Source organism: Cohnella abietis (assembly GCF_004295585.1).
In the GTDB taxonomy this organism is placed as follows: Bacteria; Bacillota; Bacilli; order Paenibacillales; family Paenibacillaceae; genus Cohnella; species Cohnella abietis.
On sequence record NZ_AP019400.1, the window covers coordinates 1,661,380 to 1,685,564 of the forward strand.

The window sequence follows — 24,185 nt, forward strand, 5'->3', positions numbered from 1 at the left end:
TCACCGTTAAAATGTAGAGAAACCTTGATGCCAGATTTCTGGTCATCAAGGTTTTTTTGTTCTTTCATGGGCAAGTTGGGCCATTACTAAGTGTTGGATGATCGGTAGAAGGCATTGCGATAGTCGGTGGGGGTGACCTGTTCATATTTTTTGAAAAGCTTCATAAAGTACTTCTCGTCTTCAAATCCAAGCAAATAGGCAATTTCTTTAATACTCTGTCCTGTTTGGGTTAAAAGCTCCTTAGACTTAGACATTTTTTGCAAAATAATATAGTCGTGAATACTAGTACCCATCTGCTTTTTGAATATACGGGACAAGTAATCCTTGTTGTAGAAAAATTCCTCAGCTATTTCCGCAACGTTAATATTCCTTGTGCAGTTGATTCGAATATATTCTAAAATTTTCACAAGAGGTGCACGACCAACATTTGTCTCACTCTCCTGAAGAGAGCTTGAAATATATTGCTCCGAGAGCTCGATGAGCAGAGAGGTAAGCGTGTAGTTGACGGCTTGCTTTGTATAGTAATTGGCGTTAGCCACATGAATCAGCTGGCGGAAAATAATATGAATCCGATCCATATGCGCTGGAGTGGAAAAAATGGGCAAGTAGATATAGGAGGTTAGCTTGTTGGTAGGGTGAACATTTTTCAATAGAAGGATCTCCGCCCTCGCAACATCCTCATCGATAATCTCATACGAGCTCTGACAGTAAAAGTGCAGCCAGTTAAAATTAATTTCCTCTTTTGATGGAGCATAGCCTTTATGTTCTTGGTTAGGGAGTAGTAGTAGCACTTGATCTCGTCCAACCTGGTACTGATTATTGTTCTGCTCAATATAGGGAATTCCCTTAAGACCTATAATAATCTCGAAGCTGTCCATCGTCCGTGTGGGATGAATGAAATTTTCCTTGTAAGCAAAGTGATCACCAGAGAGAAAGAAAAGCGGATCGTGTAGGGTTGTTTTCAAAAATTGCATGTTCCGCAGCCCTCTTTCCTTAGGTGTATGTGGGTTATTTTAGATAAGTATAATAGAAGATTTCTTATTGCGGAAGTCTCAAGAGTGAACAGCTACAGCTTACATGGAGTAACCCAATAAAGGTCTGTATTTTCCACCTAATCTAATAATCAGACCACTGCTGGCAAATGGGTTTATAGATAAAATATGAACAGATACGAAAACCCCTGTGAAGGCTACAGGAAAACTATAACTATTATGCGAGGATGAGAGAATATGTTTAAAAAGCTTAATTCTGTGTCGTTCGATAAAGTGACGATTAATGATTCATTCTGGTCTGGGCGGATAGAGAGAGTCAGAGAGAAGACACTGCCTCATCTATGGAATAATTTCGTGGAAGACGGCTATTTCCGTAATTTTGACAAGGCAGCGGGGATTATGGAAGGAGAATATGAGGGCGAGCTGTTTAACGACGGACTATTCTATACAGGTCTGGAAGGGGCTTGCTGGATGTATAAGCAGCGTCCTACTCCCGAGCTAGCACTAATGATTGATGAGGCTGTTGATAAGGTTATTGCGATGCAGCAGCCAGATGGTTACTTGAATTCATTTATTACGATTGTTGCTCCAGATCAGAGATGGACGGATATCCTGTTCGGACATGAATTATATACGGCGGGTACCTTCTTCGAAGCTGCAGCTGCCCACTATGATGCGACAGGTAATACGAAGCTTCTAGACGCTGCGCGTAGATTTGCTGATCATATCGATGCTACATTCGGACATGGAAAGCGTCTGATCTATGAAGGGCACGAAGAAATTGAACTAGGGCTGATTAAGCTTTATATGGCGACAGATGAAATACGGTATTACAAACTGGCGGAATTCTTCGTAGAGATGCGAGGCAATCCTGAGGCTAAGGAACAAATGTACGGCGGTTGGTCGGCAATGACTAAAGGTGCTCTACAACTGGAAGCACTCCCTTTTGGAGTGCATGGCAGAGAGAAGTATATGCAGGCGCATGTGCCGGTGAAGCAGCAGGATACCATTGAAGGTCATGCTGTTAGAGCGACATATCTCTATGCAAGTGTCGCGGATATTGTTGAGCTGTCAGGTGATGAAGAATACGCCCTAGCGCTGGAACGAATCTGGGACAACATGGTTAACCGAAGAATGTACATTACCGGTGGCATTGGTGACACCATCCGAGGCTGGGAAGGCTTCTCCGAGGATTATGTTCTGCCTAACGACGAAGCCTATTGTGAGACTTGTGCATCGATCGGCCTTGTCTTCTGGGGCCAACGGATGAATAACCTTTATGGAGACGCTAAATATGCAGACATTCTGGAGAGAGTGCTCTATAATGCGCTACTTGCGGGAATTTCATTAGATGGGGAGAAGTTCTTCTACGTTAATCCTTTGGATAGTGACGCTAAGCACCGCAGACAGGCAAACTTTACATGCGCTTGTTGTCCCCCGAATGTGCTTCGCTTTTTCCCGAAGATGGGGGAGTACATTTACAGCAGCAAAGAAAATGACCTCTACGTCAACCAGTTCATAGGTGGAACGGTAGACATTGATATCGAGGGCACATCAGTTAAGCTTCAGCAGGAAACAAATTATCCAAACGATGGCGATATTAAACTGGTTATTCAGCCAGACGCGGCCAAGTCCTTTAACCTCTACATCCGAATTCCTGGATGGAGCAAGGGAGCTGATATTCGCGTAAATGGGGAATTAATAGCTGATTTAGTGTCGGACAAAGGCTATGTATGCATTAGTCGAGAATGGCAGCAGGGGGATACCGTTGAAGTATCGATTCTAATGACCATTAAACAAATCCAAGCTCACCCAAATGTGGAGTCCAATCGTGGAAAGCTCGCTCTAGAGCGGGGCCCAATTGTTTATTGTTTAGAGGCGACGGATCATGATGAAGATGTTACACAAATCTCACTCCCGCGCGGTACCGAGCTCCATGCGGTATATCAACCTGAATTATTAGACGGAGTTCATGTCATTCGGGGACTAGGATATACCTTCAGCGATAAGGACAAGGCTCAAAGGCAGCAATGGAGTGCTCAGCTTTATAGCGAGGCGTTACCACCAGCATGGCAGGGCAAAGAAATCGATATTACGGCAGTTCCCTACTACGCTTGGGCCAATCGTGATGCTGGCAAAATGGTCGTTTGGATTAATGAGTCGCTGCAGGTTGCTCCGATTAGCAATGACTGATACACGTTAAATAAATAGTTTTCAAATAGATCACTTCTTCACTTTATGCTGTCTTGGTAAAGTGAAGAGTGATTTTTTTGTTGTTCCAATTGCTAAAGAGAGTAATCACAAGACTATAAAAGTAAGGGTAAACCATTAACGGGCTTGAAAGATTATGAGAACATATTGTTTGTAAGCGGTATCAAAAACAATCTAGATGCCGCTTATAAATTATCCCATACTTAGAAGGAGCGAAAACAACATGAAAATCAGATTCAAAGTATCAGCTTTTTATTATGTAGTGTGTTTTAGTTTCGCGGTATTAGCAGTTATTTTATTTAGTGCACCCACTTCTGCGTACGCAGCAAATTATTACATCAGTAATAATAACTGTAGCAATACGAATACTGGTAATTCCGGAACACTCACGGGTGGCAATGAAGGTCCATGGTGTGATTTTACCCCTGTAAATACGAAGACATTTGCTGCAGGTGATGCGATTTACCTGGAACGGGGCAGCAGCTGGACGCAGGAATTCAAGCCAGCAGGCGGTTCGGGAACTTCAGCAAACTGGATTCTCGTTGATGCTTATGGAACCGGTGAGCGGCCTATCATCCGTGGGAATAATAATGCAACAGATAGGACGTTTACGCTTAGGAATGCTGATTATTGGGAAGTCCGCAATCTTGAGATTAGTCATGCAGGAATAGGACCGCAGTTTCTCTATTCAACGATTGGACATCAGGGCATTATTTTCAAAAACAATTATATTCATGACATGGTTGGAGGTCCAAATGCAATAGCGGTTCAGGTAAGAAGTGCGGATGTAGCCGCTCTGCCAACTGCTGGACAATGGCTAGTAAAGGATGTTGAAATTTCTGAAAATAAAATTGGTCCAACTTCATCCTATGGTGTAGTTGTTATGCATAATAATGCTGCGGCTCCTACCAATACCTTTCAAAATATCAAGTTGAATAATAATGATTTGCAAGACATATCAGCCAAAGCAATTGTATTTATGAATGTACAGGATTCTTATTGGACGGGAAACCGAATAGACCGTGCTGCAAATGTAAATCAAGCGGGTGGAACTACGGCGAGCTTCTTATTCGGCACAAAAAATATAACGATTGCCAACAATTTATTCTTGAATACGCCTGATACGGGATCGACGGATCAATCAGCGATTGATAATGAAGGGAAAAATGATGCAAACCATTTTAGAGGCAACTACTTTGCCAACAACTTTGGTGGTGCCTTGGAATGGCTCATGTGTAATTGCATAGTTCCAGACCGACTAGGTACAGACTTTAACAGCAACAACGAGGTGTTAGGAAATACCTTTGTAAATAACGGTCTCGGAGCATTATGGGCGACAAGTGATACAGGGCAATCTACGGGCACTATTACTGACAATTTGTTCTTTGAGAATGAATTCCTAAGAGACGAAAGCCGCTTCACAGCCTGGTCATCAATAGTCAATAATGTATTCGTTCCGTCACCTTCCAAAATCAATAATGCTGCCAACGATTTCGGAGCTGTTGGACATTCTGGAAATTGGTCGCAGCAATTATACGATGGCACCAGCTATACGAATCTGAACTATGACTCTACCGAGAAATGGTACGGAACTACCGGCGGCTATATTTCGCAGTTTAATCTACGTGCTTCTGATACAGCAACAGACTGGATTTCCAGAGCTTGGACAGCGCCTTATAGTGGCATTGTAAGTCTACGAGGGCAAGCCTTCATAAATAGTGTCGGTGGAGACGGGGTATTGGTTCGCGTAACTCAGAATGGTCAAGTTATTTGGCCTGTTTCCAGCAATTCGCAGTCCATATCATCCAATGACTATACAGGATATGCAACTAATTTGGATTCCATCTCTGTTGCTCAGAATGATGTTATCCGCTTTGAAGTAAATAATGGAGGAATTGATGGGGCAAATGATGCCGTTAGTTGGACGCCTACTATTGCTTATACTAGTGGAGGTCATAGTAGCGCTGATGAAGCATCAGTGCCTGGTCACATTACAGATCTTGCAGTTAGTTCAACTCAACATAATAAAGCTATATTGACTTGGACTGCATCAGGTAGCAACGGAGGCACAGGAACTGCTTCGCGTTATGACATTCGGTATTCAACTTCGCCAATTACCGAACAGAACTGGTCCACTGCAACAAAAGTAGTAGAGAGACCATTCCCACAAATATCGGGGACATCACAATCTGTTACTATCCCCCTTTTGGATGCAAATACTCTTTATTATTTTGCTATAAAGACAATAAATGAAATACCTAATGAATCTTCGCTGTCCAATGTAACAAGCTCTTCAACGAATGCAGATATAACCGAATTAGTGAATCCTGGGTTTGAAGAGGGAATTGTTGCGCCATGGGGTGCACAGGGTGCATCGATTGATGTGAGCAATATCTATGCGCACACGGGCAACTATTCGCTGTGGGCCTCTAATCGTTCTGATACATGGGCAGGGGCATTTCAGGATATTACAAGTTTATTAAATTCGAAGGGACAAGGAACCTATTCCTTCGGAGTGTGGGCCAAGTTTGCAAACCATTCTTCAGGTGGAATGGTAACGCTTAATATTACAGATAGTGCAGGCGCGCATTGGTACACGACTCCCATTACGATGATAAGTAGTGATGAGTTTACGAAAATTATAGGCATTAAAGATATTGCATGGACAGGTACGGTTACCCGCGCAAGTATATATTTTCAATCTGATAGCTCTATGGAAGATATTTACTTAGATGATTTCTTTCTCGATAGGGCAATAGAGACAACAAGTGCATCAACCTTAATGGGTGATCATTTGGTTAATAGTGATTCGGAATTTGAACTGACGTATGGTCTTGAAGGGATTAACGAGATTGGATTTGATCATATTTATGCCCAAGATCTAACGATCACTTTTGATTCCACCAAGTTAGAGTATATCTCCGTCTCTTCATTAAAAGCAGGATTTACTGTTATTAGCGATGAGGAGATTGCACCTGGGAAAGTAAGGATCATCGCGGTTTCAAAAGGCTCCAGTATAGCAGCCATTGGAGAATGGTTAAAGTTTGTTTTCAAAGCTAAAACCTTTGTTGTGCCAATGGATGTAACCGTTAATGTCAGCGCTATATTGATAGCCAACATTCAGGGTGATGAGCTCGAAATCGCTGGTTCTTCTCTAGCCTTTAAAATCCAAAACCGTGGGGACTTGAACGGAGATGGTCGCATTAGCATAGGGGATTTAGCAATTGCGGGCTCCTATTATGGAAAGACCTTCTCGGATCCGAACTGGAACAATATATACAAAAAAGCGGATATCAATCAAGACAATGTGATTGACATTGCAGATCTGTCAGCCATTGCTCAGCTTATTCTGAATTAATTGCGGGCTAAAGGGAGAGGGGACAGGGATCTCTCTCTCTCTGCTAAATGAAAGGAAGATATTGAATGAAAATAACGAGATGGATATCTCTATTTGCAGTAATTTCTTTACTTTTTACAACCCTCTTCTCCGTACATGTCTTCGCAGCTTCATCATCTTCTTACTCGTTGCAGCCCTCCTCTTCAACGATAATAGCGGGCGACGAGTTCACGATTACGATTAGTGGAAATAGGCTCATGGATCTGTTCGGATATGAAGTTAACGTATCTTATGATACTGGTCTCTTACAGTTTCAAGGAGCGGTAAATTCTATTGGAGGATTTGCTATTGAACCTATTGTGCAGCAAGGCAAAATTACATTTGCGGGTACAAAAATTGGTCAAGCTCAAGGTGACAGTGGGACAGCTACATTATGTACATTGCGTTTTAAGGCAGTGGCTTCGGGTATAGCCGACATTACGTTGACTTCAGTGAAAGAAATTAACAGCCAACTCATGTCTACTACACAGCTTTCTAATACGGCTACCAAAGTTACTGTTAACTCTGTTGAAATATCAACGCCCAATGATGGCGTGAGTGTCAGCGGTACAACTATTGTGAAGATACAAGATTCAATAGCCGTAGTGAATGTTGAAGCGAATCGAAGGTCAGTTTCTATTCCTATTCGCGAAATTGGAGAGTTACCGGTTAGTATTCGTACTGGCTCTCTGACAATTAACATAAAGGCGGAGTTGCTGAAAGCCTTGAAGAAGCAATTAGGCAATAGTGAAGGAGCCTTATTGGAGGTAATGTTCCCTCCAGTTGATAATATAAATGCTGTTGAAACTGTATTGAAGAAAAATAAGGCCAAGGTGAATATAGTCGGAGAAGTGTTTGACGTCAGTATCAGCCTTAAAGCGACTAATGGACACCAAGTAATCGCTGAACAAGTGGGGTCAAATGTAGAGCTAATATTCTCTTATAAGGGCAATGTGCTCGATGCTAAGCTTCTAGGTATATATTATATCAACAGCGATCTTACTAATTGGGAATATATAGATTCCATTGTTAATGCTCAAACAGAAACAGTTACTGCTACACTTACTCATCTAAGTCAATATGCGCTAGTGGAATATAATAAGTCTTTTAGTGATATACCTTCTACGCACTGGGCCTTCCGTACAATACAGATTCTGGCTGCTAAGCATATTGTTAATGGTGTGACGATTGAAGAGTTCAATCCCAATAAAGCAACGACTAGAGCTGAGTTCACTTCACTGTTAGTAAGAGCACTTGATCTTAAGGCATCAAGCTTTCAAGGCTCATCGTTCGTCGATGTTACTTCAGATGCTTGGTATGCTAAAGATGTTGAAGCTGCGTATACAACCGGTTTGGTCAATGGCGTATCCAAGGAGCGATTTATGCCGGACGCAGTGATGACGCGCGAGCAAATGGCCGCATCTATTTTAAGAGCATTTAAATGGAAAAATAAACAAGAAGTACAGCCCGTGAATGCACGTGATACCTTTAAAGATGATAGCGGCATATCCAGCTGGGCTAGAGAGGACGTACATATGGCTCTCACTACTGGACTCATGAAGGGTAAACCGGGAAATGTATTTCAACCCAAATCCGCTACTTCTCGAGTAGAAGCGGCACAGGCGATTATGAATTTACTGACAGTAAGGTGATACAACAGATTTCCGTACTCTGAAGACTATTAATGTAAGGTAAGACCATTATGACGTCGAAATGGATATGATAATATTTTATTTGAATGCGCTACCAATAGAAGGAGGAAAGACAGTGAAGCTAAGCTTACAAGACTACAGAAGTAAATTGGAAGGCTGTTGGCTAGGGAAAAATATTGGAGGTACATTGGGTGCTCCGTTTGAATGCAAACGCGGTGTATTCGATGTGTCATTTTATACGCAAGAACTATATGGTGAACCTCTGCCGAATGATGATTTAGACTTACAGCTCATATGGTTAAATGCAGCTGAGAAATACGGAACTGCAGTAAACGCTCGTATACTTGCTGAATACTGGATATCTTATATCTCACCTAATATGGGTGAATATGGTGCGGGGAAGAATAATCTGCGAGCAGGATTAGTACCTCCCTTATCTGGCTATTATCATAATCTTTACCGCGATAGCAATGGAGCGTTTATACGTTCAGAGATTTGGGCGTGTTTGGCACCAGGTCATCCGGAAATTGCTGCAAAATATGCCTATGAGGATGCAATTGTCGATCATAGTCATGAGGGTGTATATGCCGAGGTGTTCTGTGCTGCGATTGAGAGTGCGGCGTTCGTAGAAAGCGATACGTATCGTTTAATAGCAATAGGCTTATCTTATATCCCTGAGGAGTCTGGTGTTGCCAAGGCTGTGAAAACTGCAATTGAATCCTATCAATCAGGAGTTACCTGGCAGGAAGCAAGAATAAATGTATTAACAGCTGTCCCTGGAAGCTTCGGATTGCTTAGTACTTCGGCAATTGATCCACAACAGGATGATGTACCCGTTGGACCGATCGGTTATGATGCGCCAAGCAATGTAGGCATCATGATCATTGGCTGGTTATACGGAGAAGGGGATTTCGAAAAAAGCATTTGCATTGCGACTAACTGTGGTGAAGATACAGACTGTACAGCGGCAACAATTGGCTCCATTCTCGGGATTATTCTTGGCAAAGAAGGGCTCCCATCGAAATGGTTAGATCCCATTGGAGATACAATTAAGACGATTACCCTAAATGTATGTGATCAGGGTACACGAATCCCTACCACCGTTGGAGAGCTGACTGAGCGCGTACTCAGGCTTGCTCCTACATTCCTTGGTACAGAGTATTGTGATCTGCTTCATGCTGGAGAAGGCTATCAAGTTGAGATGAACGAAGGGGATCAACTGTTTGATCATCCTGTGCGCATTAATGCATGGAAAAATAAAAGCTTCAAGGATACGTTATCCCTAAGCCCATTTGGGGTTAAATACGATTTTTCCATATTTAATGCTTTCATAGATTATGGACAAGACCCCATAGTGAGTGCTGGGAAACCTCGTACATTCAAGTTAGTTATCGAAAATAATCTGTTCATGCAACAGTTTATCCAGGTGAAATGGCATGTTCCAGCAGAATGGGAAGTAACCCCTGGAACCCATCTTAGCGTTCCTCTGGAGCATTATCATTGCAACATTGGAACGACCGAAATAGAGTTTACACTAACGGCTCATCAATTAAATCAACCGAGATACGATCTCTTAATCGAAATGACATCTGTAGGGCGTCCTACGAAAGGGATCGTTCCAATCGTACTATTGAATACTGGTAATTAATTTTAACCTCATCTGATTGCTCGATATAAACGTGTACTACCGTCCTAAGGACGGCGGTATACGTTTTACTTAATTATTCACCAACTTCGTGGTTTAATAGATTAAACGATAAAAGCGAATAAAGAGGTGGATCGTGAAGAAGTTCAAATTTAGATTTTCCAGCTTTGGTATGTCTAAGAAGCTCGTTATTATTTTTGTTTTTATGTTGATTATTCCTATAACGATTTCTGCTATCGTTTCTTACAACTATTACAGGGAGTCCATTGAACAAAATACAGCTGATTATGTATCACAAACCTCCATGGAGGTTCTCAATAAAATTGAGGATTATATTGATGACATGAGAATGATCACGAAAATCCCCATGTACTCAAGTGAGCTTCAAAGCTATCTAGCATCTCCTGAAAAAGGCATTGAAAAGGATATCCGAATTGATTTCTATATTCGCCTGATGTCAGAGATGAAAAAAGGAACGAATGCGGTCTATATATTTGATAATTATGGAAACTCCTTTTATCACAACAGTCTTGGAAGCAACGAGGAAGCTGCTACACATTATGACAAGCTCAAGCAAATTGCTCGTAATCAGAGCGGTTCCGCTGTATTGATTAATACGCAAGCTGTTAAAACAGATTCAGGCAAAACCAAGTATATTCTCACGATGGTGCGAGATATTATCGATCTGACTACCTATCAACCAATTGGTTTTGTCGCTGTAGAAACGGATCTAAGTACGGTGGAAGCTTACTTCAAACATCTGGATCAGATTACGGGTGGCAAAACGATTATTGTAGATGAGCAAAATAGCGTCATTTTTGATAGCGCTTACGAAAATATCTCAAGTAATTGGAGAGATAAAGAAAGTATCGAGAAATCGCCGAATGCTTCGGGTAATTTTCATATCGAGAAAAATGGGGAGCAATACTATAGCATCTATCTATCTTCTCAGAAGCTAGGCTGGAAGGTATATGTCTATGTAAAAACAAAAGAGTTATTCAGCAAAGCGAATAAGATTCGAAACTCTACGATGATTGTTACATCCGTAATTCTTTTGGTTACCCTGCTAAGCTCCATATTGATTTCATGGGCGTTCACTAAACCGTTGCGGGTATTAACTGGCTTAATGAAGAAAGTGCAGGAGGGTGATTTCATGGTCAGTTTCCCTGTGCGGTTCTTGGATGAAGTCGGTATATTGGGCGTTAACTTTAATCGAATGATCAAGAAAATAGTTGAATTGATAAACGATGTCCAGGTTGCATCCTTTCGAAAACAGGAAGCCGAAATGGAAGCCTTGCAGGCGCAGATCAATCCTCATTTTATATATAACACTTTAGAGACATTGAGAATGAAGGCTTTAATTAATGAGGATAGAGAAGTATCTGAGATGGCCCTATTCCTAGGTAAATTATTGAGATATAGCATCATTAAAAGTGGTGAAATCGTAACCGTCAAACAAGAGCTAGAGCATCTGACCAATTACATTAAACTTCAAAATTATCGATTCAAAAATCGTTATCACTTAACTATCGCTATCGATCCTGAGCTTGAGAAATATGCCATGATAAAGCTGGTATTTCAGCCCATCGTTGAGAATGCGATCTTTCACGGCTTGGAGAAGAGATCAGGGCAGGGAACCATTACGATTTCGTCAAAAATGGAAGGGGAATATTACTACGTCTTATTTGAAGATGATGGTGTTGGCATCTCACCCGAGCAGGTAAAGAAATTGAATAGCCGAATTCAGCTGGGTAATGTGGCTCCTAACGACAAGGGAGATACGGGCAACGGGATTGGATTACACAATGTAAACGAACGTATTAAGCTTCATTATGGGACTAAGTATGGCTTAACTATTGAAAGTGAGTTGGATAAAGGTGTAATCGTATTTTTGAAGCTTCCATCTGTTAAGAGCCATGTATTGCTGAAGTAAGAAGATCAACTTAGAGAGGGGATACATCATGTTAAATATTGCATTGGTAGACGATGAGGACACCATCCTGTTCGGTATGACTAAGCTTATTAGCGAAATGAACGATAATTATCATGTAATTGCCACCTTTAATAACGGCCAAGAGGTATTAGATTCAACATTGTTGGGGCAATTTGATTTGCTTATTACAGATATCAAAATGCCTTGTATGGATGGGCTGGAGCTCATTAAGGAAGTCGTGCTCCATTATCCGGATTTGCCTTGTCTTATTGTTAGTGGCTTTTCTGAATTTGATTATGCCAGAACAGCCATGCGTTATGGAGTCATTGATTATCTTCTCAAGCCGGTAGATCCGGATGAGCTTAATGAGAAGCTATCAAGTATTCTTCAAGCAAAGCAGCCTTTGGTCATTACACAAATAGATGGAGATAAGAATAAGGCGATTAGATTGGTGAAAAATTGGATATCAGCTCACTATGATTCCGAATTGGACATGTCTGCACTGGCAGAGCTTGTACACTTAAATCCAAATTACCTGTCACGTCTGTTCAAGATTGAGACGGGCGAGAGCTTGACAGGATACTTAATCCATACGCGAATGCAGAAGGCGAAAGAGCTTCTCGTTAACCAACTGGAACTTAAAATTTACGAAATTGCAGAACGAATCGGGTACAATGACTCAACTTATTTCACCAAGCTTTTTAAGAAATTGAATGGATATACGCCATTAGAATATCGAAACAAACAATAAACTGCGACGGTTATTAGGGGATCAGAAAACGTGTAATCCGAGCAATATAAATGTAATTACAGACCATTATGGTTGCTGATTCGCTATGATAAAATTCAGTTGTAAGCGATACCATCCGGCCGAATGGATTGTTGCATAATAAAAAATGGAGGCTTTATATGAAAAAATCAATAAGCGCTGTAGGGACAACTATTCTAGCTTTAACTTTACTAACCGCTTGTGGTGGAAATAATGAAGCCGATAAGAATAAGCAAACAGCTAGTGCCAGTAACTCTCCTACCGAATCAGCATTAACAGCGGAAACATCAACTCCGACAGAGGCTGATACGATTAAAGGAAAGATTACATTTGCAATTAATCGTACGGATATGGACGACAAGCTCAAGGAATATGCGGATAAATTTCATGAGAAATATCCAAATGCTGAGGTTGTCATTGAACCCATTAAAGACTATGAAGGAACGCTGAAAATCAGATTGGCTTCCAATGAAGCACCTGACGTTATGTACATGAACACGATCATTACACCGAGCACTGATTTATGGCCTGATTTTTATGCCCCAATTGATGACTTGGGTTATGCTGGGAAGTCATATCTTCCTTTATCCGAGTACGAGGGACACGCCTACTCTATAAGTGAAGGTGTATATGTAACAGGTGTGCTCTATAACAAGAAAACATTTGCTGACGCAGGTGTTACGGAATCTCCAAAAACCTATGATGAATTCATTAGTGTATTGGAAACTTTGAAAGCAAAAGGTGTATTGCCAATCGGTAGTATGCTAAAAAGCAATTGGCCTTTGAGTACATGGGAGACTGTTGCTTTTGCACAAACAGCTGATTCTCAAGCAGTGTTTGAGCAGATGGTCAATACGAATACCCCCTATACAGATGAAAACTCTTTAGTGAAGGGATTTAAATTCGTTAGAGAGTTAGTTGATAAAGGCTACTTCGAGAAAGATTTACTTTCCAGTGATTGGGATGTTTTACGTAAACAGATGGCTTCAGGAAAAGTTGGTATGCTCTATTTGGCAAATTACGGGTTAGCCGCCTTGGATGGAACGCCAGCTGAAGATGTCGGATTTTTCCCCTTACCGATTGATAATTCTGGACAGCCCGTTACGATGATGACCCCCGGCTGGAATTTGGTCATTAGCAAGGGCAGTAAAAATATGGACACTGCTAAAGCCTTTTATAAATTCTGGATTGAGGAATCCGGTTATCAGGACCATAACGGGTTAATTCCTCCTCTTAAAGACATGAAATCTAAAAATGCACCACTTGCAGATTTCTTGTCTAATAATCCGCGAATTGTAAGTGTACTGCCGCCACAAGATAGCTACAATAAGATTCTTAATAAAGCTCAAATCGGAAATACGATGATTTTGCAAGAAATCATGCTCAATAAGGACAATAATATCCAGCCTATTCTGGACAAATACAATAAAAAGTGGGCCGACGCTAGAAAATAATAAGGGTGAGGTTGGGAACAGGCGGTCAGGCAATGCTTGATCGCCTGTTCCCAAGATAGCCGGAAAGGTTACTTCTTATGGGTGTTCTATCGTTTCGTACGCAAAAATTAATCATTCTGTGCTCATTTCTAATCCTTCCCCTTCTTCTGTTGGGTGTATTCACTTATTATCCCGCATTCACTTTAATAAGAATAAGCTTCACAGATTGGAACGGAATTTCGTTACACAAAATGGGGATTGGCTGGGAAAACTATACGCGGATTTTTAGTGATTCCAAGTATCTTGGTATCTTTAATCATAACTTGATCTACTTTCTTGTTGGGTTTATACAAATTGGATTATCGCTTTATTTTGCAGTTATATTGAACAGCAAGCTGCGCGGAAAGAACATCTTCCGTGCAATCATATTCTCTCCTTATATCATTAACAGTGTAGCTATTGCCTTCATGTTCACTTTTCTTTTGAACAGTGAAGTTGGTGCCTTAAACGTTGTGCTGAAGGAAACAGGTTTACATTTTCTTGCGAAGAATTGGCTTAGCGATCCGCAAATCATCAACTATACACTGGCTTTTATGGCAACGTGGAAGTATTTGGGTTTTATGATGGTCATTATTCTAGGTGCGCTTCAATCGATTCCTAATGATCTATATGAAGCAGCAAGTATCGACGGAGCTAATGGCTTTCAGTCTTTTCGGTTCATTACATTACCAAGCCTGCGTAGAATTTTGGAATTATGTTTCTTCCTAAACCTGAATGGTGCTTTAGCGGCATTCGAATTTCCTTTTGTTATTTTCCCGTCAGGCTCACCGCTAGGCATGAGTGATACCTTCGTGACGAATACACTTCTTACTTCTTTCCGTTACAGTGATTTCGGTCTAGCCTCAGCAATGGGTGTTTTATTGATGATTATTACGATCATTCTCGTGCTTACTCAAAGATTGGTTTTCTTCGGGAGGGATGAGAAATGATTCGATCTCTTAAATACATCAGCTTACTGATCGCTGCGGTTTGTATCTTGTTCCCACCCTACATCGTAATCGTTGCAGCATTCAAGTCTCCAACAGAGTTTGCCTTGTCGGATGCGTATGCACTCCCAAGCAGTTTTCTTAATTTTGATAATTTTGTAATGGTACTGGAGAAAGGGCGGTTTCTACTTTCCTACTTCAATATTTCTTATATCATAGTCCTCTCACTAGCCGGAAATATCCTATTAGGAACGATGGTGGCTTATGCACTTGGGAGATTTCAATTCAAATTAAGATCTGCAATTCTCGGAGCTTATGCAGGAGCACTAATTATTCCCGGTATTACGACACAGGTAGCTACATTCGGAATTATTAAGAATTTGGGGCTATTCAATACTCATTACTCCATTATTTTGCTATCACTCGGAGCAGATGTGATTCAAATCTATATTTACTTACAGTTTATTAAGAACATCCCGTATGAGCTTGATGAGAGTGCGTATTTGGAAGGAGCGTCCCTGTTCCGCATTTACCGTTCCATTATTGTTCCTCTTTTGACGCCCGCTACGGCAACCGTTCTTATTTTGAAGACGATAAGTATTTACAATGATTTGTATTCTCCTTACTTGTATATGCCCGCCCAGAAGCTGGGTGTTGTTACGACTGAATTGATGAGATTTTCGAACAGTTATGGCTCGTCTTGGACGTTGCAGTCTGCAGCCATTATTCTAGTAGCTATCCCAATGGTTATATTTTATTTGGTTTTACAAAAATATATCTTCTCAGGCATTGTTAACGGCGCGGTCAAATAGGAATTGAAATAGAAATTAAGTAGAGGATGTGTTGAATGTTTAAAAAGCTAAATGCGGTACCGTTTGATCAAGTGAAAATTCAGGATACATTCTGGTCGGGACGGATGGAGCGGATCCGCGAGAAGACGCTGCCGTATTTGTGGCAGAATTTCTGCGAAGACGGTTAACAAGATTTTCGCTATGCAGCAGCCGGATGGTTATCTGAATTCATTCTATACCATTGTTGCACCGGAGCAGAAATGGACCGATATTCTGTTTGGGCATGAGCTACACCTTGGCGACCTTCTTTGTGGAAGTGCGGGGCAATCCCCAGGCCAAGGCGCAAATGTATGGCGGTTGGACCGCATTGACCAAGGGCTTTATCGAGTTCGATGCCCTTCCGTTCGGTCTATACGGCAGAGATACATACATGCAGGCGCATGTGCCTGTGAAACAGCAGGATACGATTGAAGGCCATGCAGTAAGGGCGGCATATCTCTATGCAAGTGTCGCAGATATCGTTAAGCTGACGGATGATGCCGAATACGCACAGGCCTTGGAGCAGTACAGCGGCCCATCGCAGGCAGCGGAATTTCCCCTGTTCTTGCTGTCCGCCTAATGTGCTGCGGTTTTTTTGCAGTTTGTGCCTAATGAAGCTGGAATCAATCCAACAAATCCGGATTCCTCATGATAGGCTAAAAGTATAAGGTATGCCTCTTGAAATTTAAGTCTAGTTCAACTCGTTGAACTAGACTTATGATATTCGAATAAGGAGGAAAAGCAAGAGATGAATTTAAAAATGTCAGGTAACATTTGGCAAAACCCAAGCATCCAGCAATTAAATCGTGAGCCAATGCACAGTCCTTGGGGAGCTTATGCCTCAGAGGAAGAATCAACTCGCTGTGACAGGTTAACTTCATCAATATACAAACTGAGTCTTGACGGTGAATGGACGTTTAAACTGTATGAAAATCCGGAACAAGTTCCGACAGGTTTTTATGAAGAGAGCTTTGACTTGAACGGATGGGGAACGATACAGGTACCGGGAAGTTGGGAATTGCAAGGGCACGATAAACCGATCTATACCAATATTGTGTACCCATTCCCAATCGACGATTCGTCTGAACCGCACTTGCGTGATCATGATCCGGAAGAGCTTGGCGGTGTGTACCTGCCTCTTAATCCTCCATATGTGCCCCGTAAGAACAATCCAACGGGGTGTTATGTAACCGAATTTTTGTTGCCAGGTGATTGGGAGGGGCGGGAGACGTTCATAAACTTCGGATCGGTTGAATCGGCATTTTTCTTGTGGGTGAATGGCGAGTTTGTTGGCTACTCGCAAGACAGTAAACTGGATGCAGAGTTTCACCTAACGCCCTATGTACGTTTGGGTAAGAATCGGGTAGCCATGCAGATCATGCGATGGTCGGACGGAACCTATGTGGAAGATCAAGATTATTGGCATCTATCGGGCATTCACCGCTCCGTCAAGCTATTCAGTAAGCCATCCGTCCATTTGCGTGATATGCGCGTGCATGCTTTGCTTGATGACAGTTATCACAATGGGCGGCTTATTGTGTATGCCTATGTCAACCGCAGTGCGGATTACAGACGCTATTCTGTTCATGCCAGGCTTATTGACTCATCTGGATGTGACGTAATGGAAAAGCTTGAATCTCCGGTCGCAACGGCAACACCTATGTATGAAAATGGGGAGTGGCCACCAGAGGATGGTGCAGCAATCTTAATCGCTGACATCAACAACCCTCGTAAATGGAGCGCTGAAGAACCAAATTTGTATACGCTGACACTGACATTACTCGATCATGGCGGAAACATTGTCGACTACGAGAGCGCCAAGGTTGGATTCCGTCGTATCGATCGGTCGCCTGAAGGCGTTATCCTTCTTAACGGAAAAAGGTTGATCGTTCGGGGCATCAACCGACATGAGCACCATCCTGATACAGGAAGGACCATTTCGCCCGAACATATGCGTAAAGAGATTATTTTGATGAAGCAGCTGAACTTCAACGCTGTTCGCACTAGTCATTATCCTAATGACCCCGTCTGGTATGACCTGTGTGACGAGCTTGGCATATACTTGGTAGATGAAACGAATCTTGAAACACATGGTGTGCAAACTGCGCTTTCGAAAGATCCCGAATGGTCTGGTGTCTATCTGGATCGTGTTGTGCGGATGGTGCTTCGAGACAAGAATCACCCATCCATTTTGTTCTGGTCATTGGGCAACGAATCCGGTGTAGGAGCAAACCATGCAGCGATGGCTGGCTGGATTCGTTACTATGATCCATACAGACTTGTGCAATATGAAAGTGGAAATCCAGGTCCGGCCATTTCCGATCTGATGGTACCGATGTATCCGACTCTTTCATGGGTAGAATCGGTCATGGTAGATCCCAATGAAAAGCGGGCTATGATCCTGTGCGAATACGCATTCTCTAAAAGCAACAGTGGTGGAAACTTCTATAAATTCTGGGATATGGTCGATAAATACCCGCGTTTTCAGGGAGGGTTCATCTGGGACTGGGCCGATAAGGCGATTCGGATCAAACGGGCAGATGGTTCTTTTGTCTGGGGCTATGGCGGCGATTTCGGTGAAAGCGTGACAGACTCCGTCCTCGACATGTGCCTGAGCGGTGTTGTCTCACCTGATCTTGAGCTTAAGCCGGCTGCTCATGAGATCCGTACGATCCAGTCTCCGGTCACTTTTTCTGAAGTCAATACGGACGCTGGGCAGTTTAGCATACGCAATAAATTCGCCTTTACTGGTCTGGAACACCTTGAGCTTGTTTGGACGGTCTTAGCAGATGGCGTGGAAGTAAAATCCGGTTTAATGGCAATGCCGAACACCCTCCCAGGCTGCAGTGAAGCATTCACTTTGCCGGTAGAGGCAATCAGCGCTTGCTCTTCCTCAACTGGTTCGGAGCGGTTCATCAATCTGCTTGCGCGGTTAGTCGAAGATACCTTCTGGGCAAAGGGTGGACACGTGGTCGCCGCCTCGCAGTTTGCACTACCGATAATCAGAAGCAGTACAAACAACAAAGATAGGCTACCTCCATATGTTGTTCCATTTTTGCCACTTTATGTTACGGAGACGGAGCAGATACTAGCTGTTCGTGGTTCTACTTTTTCACTTACCATTGACAAGCGCACCGGTTTGCTTTCAAATTATACAGCCCAAGGCGTCAGCCTGATAAAATCCGGTGCGAGCGAAAACTATTTCCGTGCCCCAACAGGCATCGATCTAGGCTTGCGAAACGGCATCTCCTATGCCGAAGAATGGGAACAAGCAGGGCTTAACCACCTTGTTCGCCAAGTTCGTGGTTTACAAATTCACAGCATCAATAGCAATACGGATATGGCAAACCTCATATCGATTCAAGTTAAAGTGAATTGTGTTATCCATTCGGAGGGAGTGACCGGGGGATTCGAAAGCGAGGTCATCTACACAATTGGAGGGAACGGTTCCATAGAGGTGAGAAATCGAGTAGATGCCACCCCTGACGTATCTTTGCTGCCGCGTATTGGTCTTACGCTCGAACTGGATGGATCTTTAGACCAACTAGCATGGTATGGACGAGGCCCGCAAGAAAATTACTCGGATCGGAAACGAAGTGCTTTCATTGGTTTGTACCAGACCGTCGTGGATGAGGAACCATGTCCTTACATCGTCCCTATGGAATGGGGAGGGCGCGAGGATGTACGGTGGATGAGTCTGAAGAACATCTCAGGCGCCGGACTCATTATCGAAGCATTTGCTCCTTTCCATATGGACGTGCATCGCAACAGTATTATCGATTATGCTAAGGCACGTCATTTGGATGACTTACCGAAACGCGATCGCCTTTGGTTAAATATCGACCATATCCACAGCGGCCTTGGTGGCGATAACGGTTGGACGCGCAATATATACGAAGAATTTCAGGTGAAGCCGGGACGGTACGAGTTTAGTTTTACAATCAAGCCAATCACGATAGAGTAAAAGCTGGATAGTGAGGAGCAGGGATGTAATCTCATTCATCACCTGTCGACAATGCAAATAGCCGTTACCTTTGATATGGGGATTCGGAAACGTGTAAGCTGAACAATGTAAATGTAATTACAGACCATTATGCTGCCAACAGCGGTATGATACAATTTAGTTGTAAGCGATACCATTCGGCCGAATGGAATAGTTACTGAACAAAAATAATGAGACAATGCTAGAAAATAATAACGGTGATGTTGAAAACAGGCGGTCAGGCTTTGCTTGATCGCCTTGTGCTTTTCGAGTGGAAATGTATATTCTCGCGCCATATTTAATGAAGGCGTCAAATAAGAAAGGAAAATGAAAATGAAACCAAGAATTCTTACCAAATATGCGAATAATCCCATTATGTCACCCGCTCAAATGCCAATAGACGTTTTATACACGTTTAACCCTGGAGCGATTAAATATAAAGGCGAATACATCCTAATGATGGATGTCACGACCTTGGATGATATTCATCGGATATGGATTTCAAGAAGCAAGGATGGCTATCAGTTTGTTCCCGATCCTGAGCCGGTCAAATGGCCTGCGCCCGATCCGGCACATCCTGAAACCTGTACGTATGATCCGCGAATTACACAAATAAGTGAAAATGAATATATCATTTTATACGCTAGTGATTTATCTCAGAATGATGTGAGAATTGGAATTTTGCGTACATCTGATTTTGTTAATTTCGAACGTATTACAACTGGAAGCGAGCTTGGCAACCGAAATGGTGCGTTATTCCCTGAGAAGGTGGATAACCTCTATATCCGTTTCGACCGCCCATTCGGAAATGAACTGAATCCTTCCTATATATGGGTGAGTTATTCTCCTGATCTTGTTTTCTGGGGGAAAAGCAAGCCTCTTACTTATCAAGGAAACCCCTTTCGCGACGGTTACAAAATGGGGGCTGGAGCTGTACCGATCAAGACTGAGCAGGGCTGGCTCGAGATCTATCACACTGTTTCCCAAACGTGTAATGGTTTTATTTATAGGCTTAAAGCGTGCTTGCTTGATCTTGATGACCCCTCTCGTGTGATTGGTTTTACAAGAGACTTCTTGCTATGGCCAGAGCATGATTATGAAATGAAAGGTAGAGTATCGAACGTAGTATTCACTTGTAATGCCATTCTTGAGGATGACGGGATGGTTAAGATTTATTATGGTGCTGCAGATACAAATATTGGTCTGGCAGAGGGTAATCTTCAAGAGATTATACAAGCATGTGTTTGAAAATTATGATAGATTACGCCCCTTTATTGTAGAGTCAAATGTTCAGACAGGGGCAATCATTGTTTGTCCGGGCGGTGCATATGGGGGGCTTGCGGAATATGAAGGCGAGCCGATTGCCTTGTGGCTGAACAGCTTAGGTATTACCGCATTCGTTCTGGAGTATCGGGTTTCACCGCATAAATATCCAGCCCCTCTATTGGATGCTCAAAGGGCCATTCGAACTGTTCGTCATAACGCAGAGAAATGGAATATTAGTTCGGATCGGGTTGGGATTCTTGGTTTTTCAGCAGGTGGACATTTGGCCTCTATGGCAGCTACTCATTTTGATTTGGGAATTCAAGATCATGAGGATAGTGTTGAACGGACAAGCTGTCGTCCGGATGTATTAATAGCTTGTTATCCTGTAATAAGCTTCGGGGAATATCGCAATAATGCTTCCATGAATAATTTGCTGGGAACCGATCCAGAGGATCGCCTTTTGAAACACTTATCAAGTGAATTGCAAGTGACATCGCAAACGCCGCCAGCTTTTCTGTGGCACACAGCGGGTGACCAAGCAGTTCCTGTAGAAAACAGCCTGTTGTTTGCACAGGCTCTGAGTAAAAACAAGGTTCCGTTTGATTTGCATATTTACGAAAGTGGTCCACATGGGATGGGGCTTGCGACAGACGATGCACATGTTGGAGCATGGACAGCTTCTTGCTTAGAGTGGTTAAAAAAACGAGATTTTATTGGAAGTAAAATATAGATTGCGAGGGTGAATGGAGTGTTTAAAAAGCTAGATGCTGTACCCTTTGATAAAGTGACGATTAATGATACTTTCTGGTCTGGACGGATGGAAAGAATTCGGGAGAAGACACTGCCTCATCTATGGAACAATTTCCATGAGGATGGCTATTTTAATAATTTCGATATAGCTGCTGGAGTCATGGAAGGAACGTTTGAAGGCGCATTTTTTAACGACGGATTGTTTTATACGGGCTTGGAAGGGGCTTGCTGGATGTACAAGCAGAAGCCAACTCCAGAGTTAGCATCCATGATTGATGAAGCTGCAAATAAGATTATTACTATGCAGCAACCAGATGGTTACTTGAATTCATTTATTACGATTGTTGCTTCAGAACAGAGATGGACGGATATCTTGTTCGGACATGAATTATATACGGCGGGTACTTTCTTTGAAGCTGCAGTAGCTCATTATGAAGCTACGGGTACTAGGAAGCTGTTGGATGCCGCAATTAAATTTGCTGATCTTATTGATTCCATCTTTGGCCACGACAAGCGTTTAGCTTATGAGGGACATGAGGAGATTGAACTAGGCCTGATTAAGCTGTATCAAGCAACGAATGAAGTGCGTTATTACAACTTGGCGTTATTTTTTGTAGAAATCCGAGGCAATCCAGAAGCTAAAGAACAAATGTATGGCGGATGGACTGCTTTGACCAAGAACTTCATGGAGTTTGATGCACTTCCTTTTGGTTTATATGGCAGAGATAAGTATATGCAAGCGCATCTGCCTGTGAAAGAGCAGGATACTATTGAGGGTCATGCTGTAAGAGCAGCTTATCTCTATGCAAGTGTAACGGATATCGTTCATTTTACGGACGATGTAGAATACGCTAAGGCATTGGAACGGATCTGGAACAACATGGTCAATCGGAGGATGTACATCACAGGTGGAATAGGAGATAACGTGCGACAATGGGAGGGCTTCTCCACAGATTATGACTTACCTAACGACGAAGCCTATTGTGAGACTTGCGCATCCATCGGTCTTGTCTTCTGGAGCCAACGGATGAATAACCTCTACGGGGACGCCAAATATGCGGATATTCTGGAGAGAGTGCTATACAATGCACTGCTTGCGGGCATTTCATTGAATGGAGAGAAGTTCTTCTATACGAATCTATTGGATAGTAAAGAAACTCATCGTAGACAGGAAAATTTCTCGTGTGCTTGCTGTCCACCCAATGTACTTCGCTTTTTCCCGAAATTGGGGGAGTACATTTACAGCAGCAAAGAAAATGATCTCTACGTCAACCAGTTCATAGGTGGAACGGTAGACATTGATATCGAGGGCACATCAGTTAAGCTTCAGCAGGAAACAAATTATCCTAACGATGGCGATATTAAACTGGTTATTCAGCCAGACGCGGCCAAGTCCTTTAACCTCTACATCCGAATTCCTGGATGGAGCAAGGGAGCTGATATTCGCGTAAATGGGGAATTAATAGCTGATTTAGTGTCGGACAAAGGCTATGTATGCATTAGTCGAGAATGGCAGCAGGGGGATACCGTTGAAGTATCGATTCTAATGACCATTAAACAAATCCAAGCTCACCCAAATGTGGAGTCCAATCGTGGAAAGCTCGCACTAGAGCGGGGCCCAATTGTTTATTGTTTAGAGGCGACGGATCATGATGAGGATGTTACACAAATCTCACTCCCGCGCGGTACCGAGCTCCATGCGGTATATCAACCTGAATTGTTAGACGGAGTTCATGTCATTCGGGGACTAGGATATACCTTCAGCGATAAGGACAAGGCTCAAAGGCAGCAATGGAGTGCTCAGCTTTATAGCGAGGCGTTACCACCAGCATGGCAGGGCAAAGAAATCGATATTACGGCAGTTCCCTACTACGCTTGGGCCAATCGTGATGCTGGCAAAATGGTCGTTTGGATTAATGAGTCGCTGCAGGTTGCTCCGATTAGCAATGACTGATACACGTTAAATAAATAGTTTTCAAATAGATCACTTCTTCACTTTATGCTGTCTTGGTAAAGTGAAGAGTGATCCTTTTGTGGTTGGATTCGTACGTCCTTATATATAATTACTTTGTATTACAAATATATTTATTTGTAATGTTTATTATTGTGCGAATTAAGAGAGGTATAAACTTTATCAACTTAGTATGCGATTAGAACACAACTATAGCTAGGTGATATCAAAACCCTTAATAGACAAGAGTTAATAAGGGTTTTTCTCTGGTTTTTGCAATGTGTGTAAACAGTTTTTTTTGCTTGAAAAGGACGTTTTTGAATGAATTAACATTATTAATTACATTTAAATAATGTTATTAGTAACGTTAATTTATATGATTTATATTTACAAAATAACGTTGAGGTGA

The 24,185-nt window shown here is 42.4% G+C and carries 16 protein-coding genes; 15 read left to right on the plus strand and 1 reads right to left on the minus strand.

Annotated features, from left to right (window positions below; translation table 11 throughout):
- Positions 1-86: 86 nt before the first annotated feature.
- Positions 87-974 (minus strand): helix-turn-helix domain-containing protein, encoded by an 888-nt coding sequence (locus KCTCHS21_RS06700; protein WP_130606130.1) that lies wholly within the window; start codon positions 972-974, stop codon positions 87-89.
- A gap of 255 nt (positions 975-1,229) precedes the next feature.
- Here KCTCHS21_RS06700 and KCTCHS21_RS06705 point away from each other — a divergent pair, with 255 nt between their 5' ends.
- From KCTCHS21_RS06705 to KCTCHS21_RS06770, 15 genes are all read left to right on the plus strand, one after another.
- A complete protein-coding gene (locus KCTCHS21_RS06705) occupies positions 1,230-3,185 on the plus strand; it encodes a glycoside hydrolase family 127 protein (RefSeq protein WP_130606132.1) in 1,956 nt (651 codons plus the stop codon).
- 241 nt (positions 3,186-3,426) lie between these two features.
- A complete protein-coding gene (locus KCTCHS21_RS06710; protein ID WP_162309290.1) occupies positions 3,427-6,561 on the plus strand; it encodes a carbohydrate binding domain-containing protein in 3,135 nt (1,044 codons plus the stop codon).
- Between the two features lie 65 nt (positions 6,562-6,626).
- Positions 6,627-8,231 (plus strand): S-layer homology domain-containing protein, encoded by a 1,605-nt coding sequence (locus tag KCTCHS21_RS06715; protein WP_130606136.1) that lies wholly within the window; start codon positions 6,627-6,629, stop codon positions 8,229-8,231.
- A gap of 115 nt (positions 8,232-8,346) precedes the next feature.
- A complete protein-coding gene (locus KCTCHS21_RS06720) occupies positions 8,347-9,879 on the plus strand; it encodes an ADP-ribosylglycohydrolase family protein (protein ID WP_157993969.1) in 1,533 nt (510 codons plus the stop codon).
- 133 nt (positions 9,880-10,012) lie between these two features.
- Positions 10,013-11,809 (plus strand): sensor histidine kinase, encoded by a 1,797-nt coding sequence (locus KCTCHS21_RS06725; protein WP_130606140.1) that lies wholly within the window; start codon positions 10,013-10,015, stop codon positions 11,807-11,809.
- A 28-nt stretch (positions 11,810-11,837) separates the two neighbouring features.
- Entirely contained in the window at positions 11,838-12,560 is a 723-nt protein-coding gene (locus KCTCHS21_RS06730) for a response regulator transcription factor (protein ID WP_130606142.1), read from the plus strand.
- Between the two features lie 158 nt (positions 12,561-12,718).
- On the plus strand, positions 12,719-14,032 hold the full coding sequence (locus tag KCTCHS21_RS06735; protein WP_130606144.1) for an ABC transporter substrate-binding protein: 1,314 nt from the start codon (positions 12,719-12,721) through the stop codon (positions 14,030-14,032).
- A gap of 77 nt (positions 14,033-14,109) precedes the next feature.
- On the plus strand, positions 14,110-15,000 hold the full coding sequence (locus KCTCHS21_RS06740) for a carbohydrate ABC transporter permease (protein WP_130606146.1): 891 nt from the start codon (positions 14,110-14,112) through the stop codon (positions 14,998-15,000).
- Positions 14,997-15,809, plus strand: coding sequence for a carbohydrate ABC transporter permease (locus KCTCHS21_RS06745; protein ID WP_130606148.1), 813 nt, complete (start codon positions 14,997-14,999; stop codon positions 15,807-15,809). Before KCTCHS21_RS06740 ends, KCTCHS21_RS06745 begins: the two co-directional genes overlap by 4 nt.
- Positions 15,810-15,844: 35 nt before the next feature.
- Complete coding sequence (locus tag KCTCHS21_RS31915) at positions 15,845-15,976, plus strand: hypothetical protein (protein WP_269472747.1); 132 nt, start codon at positions 15,845-15,847, stop codon at positions 15,974-15,976.
- 56 nt (positions 15,977-16,032) lie between these two features.
- Positions 16,033-16,407, plus strand: a complete 375-nt coding sequence (locus tag KCTCHS21_RS06750) for a hypothetical protein (RefSeq protein ID WP_232058108.1) — start codon at positions 16,033-16,035, stop codon at positions 16,405-16,407.
- A gap of 168 nt (positions 16,408-16,575) precedes the next feature.
- Positions 16,576-19,791: a glycoside hydrolase family 2 TIM barrel-domain containing protein gene (locus KCTCHS21_RS06755; protein ID WP_130606150.1), complete on the plus strand. Its 3,216-nt coding sequence runs from the start codon at positions 16,576-16,578 to the stop codon at positions 19,789-19,791.
- A 351-nt stretch (positions 19,792-20,142) separates the two neighbouring features.
- Positions 20,143-21,057, plus strand: coding sequence for a glycoside hydrolase family 130 protein (locus tag KCTCHS21_RS06760; RefSeq protein WP_157993970.1), 915 nt, complete (start codon positions 20,143-20,145; stop codon positions 21,055-21,057).
- Entirely contained in the window at positions 21,050-21,805 is a 756-nt protein-coding gene (locus KCTCHS21_RS06765) for an alpha/beta hydrolase (protein WP_232058109.1), read from the plus strand. Before KCTCHS21_RS06760 ends, KCTCHS21_RS06765 begins: the two co-directional genes overlap by 8 nt.
- Before the next feature lie 9 nt (positions 21,806-21,814).
- On the plus strand, positions 21,815-23,779 hold the full coding sequence (locus KCTCHS21_RS06770; protein ID WP_162309291.1) for a glycoside hydrolase family 127 protein: 1,965 nt from the start codon (positions 21,815-21,817) through the stop codon (positions 23,777-23,779).
- Positions 23,780-24,185: the final 406 nt, after the last annotated feature.

Excerpts from the sequence above, each read along its gene's own strand:
- KCTCHS21_RS06710 (WP_162309290.1), top strand. The coding sequence starts at position 3,427 with ATGAAAATCAGATTCAAAGTATCAGCTTTTTATTATGTAGTGTGTTTT.
- KCTCHS21_RS06700 (WP_130606130.1), bottom strand. The coding sequence starts at position 974 with ATGCAATTTTTGAAAACAACCCTACACGATCCGCTTTTCTTTCTCTCT.
- KCTCHS21_RS06705 (WP_130606132.1), top strand. The coding sequence starts at position 1,230 with ATGTTTAAAAAGCTTAATTCTGTGTCGTTCGATAAAGTGACGATTAAT.
- KCTCHS21_RS06715 (WP_130606136.1), top strand. The coding sequence starts at position 6,627 with ATGAAAATAACGAGATGGATATCTCTATTTGCAGTAATTTCTTTACTT.
- KCTCHS21_RS06760 (WP_157993970.1), top strand. The coding sequence starts at position 20,143 with ATGAAACCAAGAATTCTTACCAAATATGCGAATAATCCCATTATGTCA.
- KCTCHS21_RS06730 (WP_130606142.1), top strand. The coding sequence starts at position 11,838 with ATGTTAAATATTGCATTGGTAGACGATGAGGACACCATCCTGTTCGGT.
- KCTCHS21_RS06740 (WP_130606146.1), top strand. The coding sequence starts at position 14,110 with ATGGGTGTTCTATCGTTTCGTACGCAAAAATTAATCATTCTGTGCTCA.
- KCTCHS21_RS06755 (WP_130606150.1), top strand. The coding sequence starts at position 16,576 with ATGAATTTAAAAATGTCAGGTAACATTTGGCAAAACCCAAGCATCCAG.
- KCTCHS21_RS31915 (WP_269472747.1), top strand. The coding sequence starts at position 15,845 with ATGTTTAAAAAGCTAAATGCGGTACCGTTTGATCAAGTGAAAATTCAG.
- KCTCHS21_RS06745 (WP_130606148.1), top strand. The coding sequence starts at position 14,997 with ATGATTCGATCTCTTAAATACATCAGCTTACTGATCGCTGCGGTTTGT.
- KCTCHS21_RS06735 (WP_130606144.1), top strand. The coding sequence starts at position 12,719 with ATGAAAAAATCAATAAGCGCTGTAGGGACAACTATTCTAGCTTTAACT.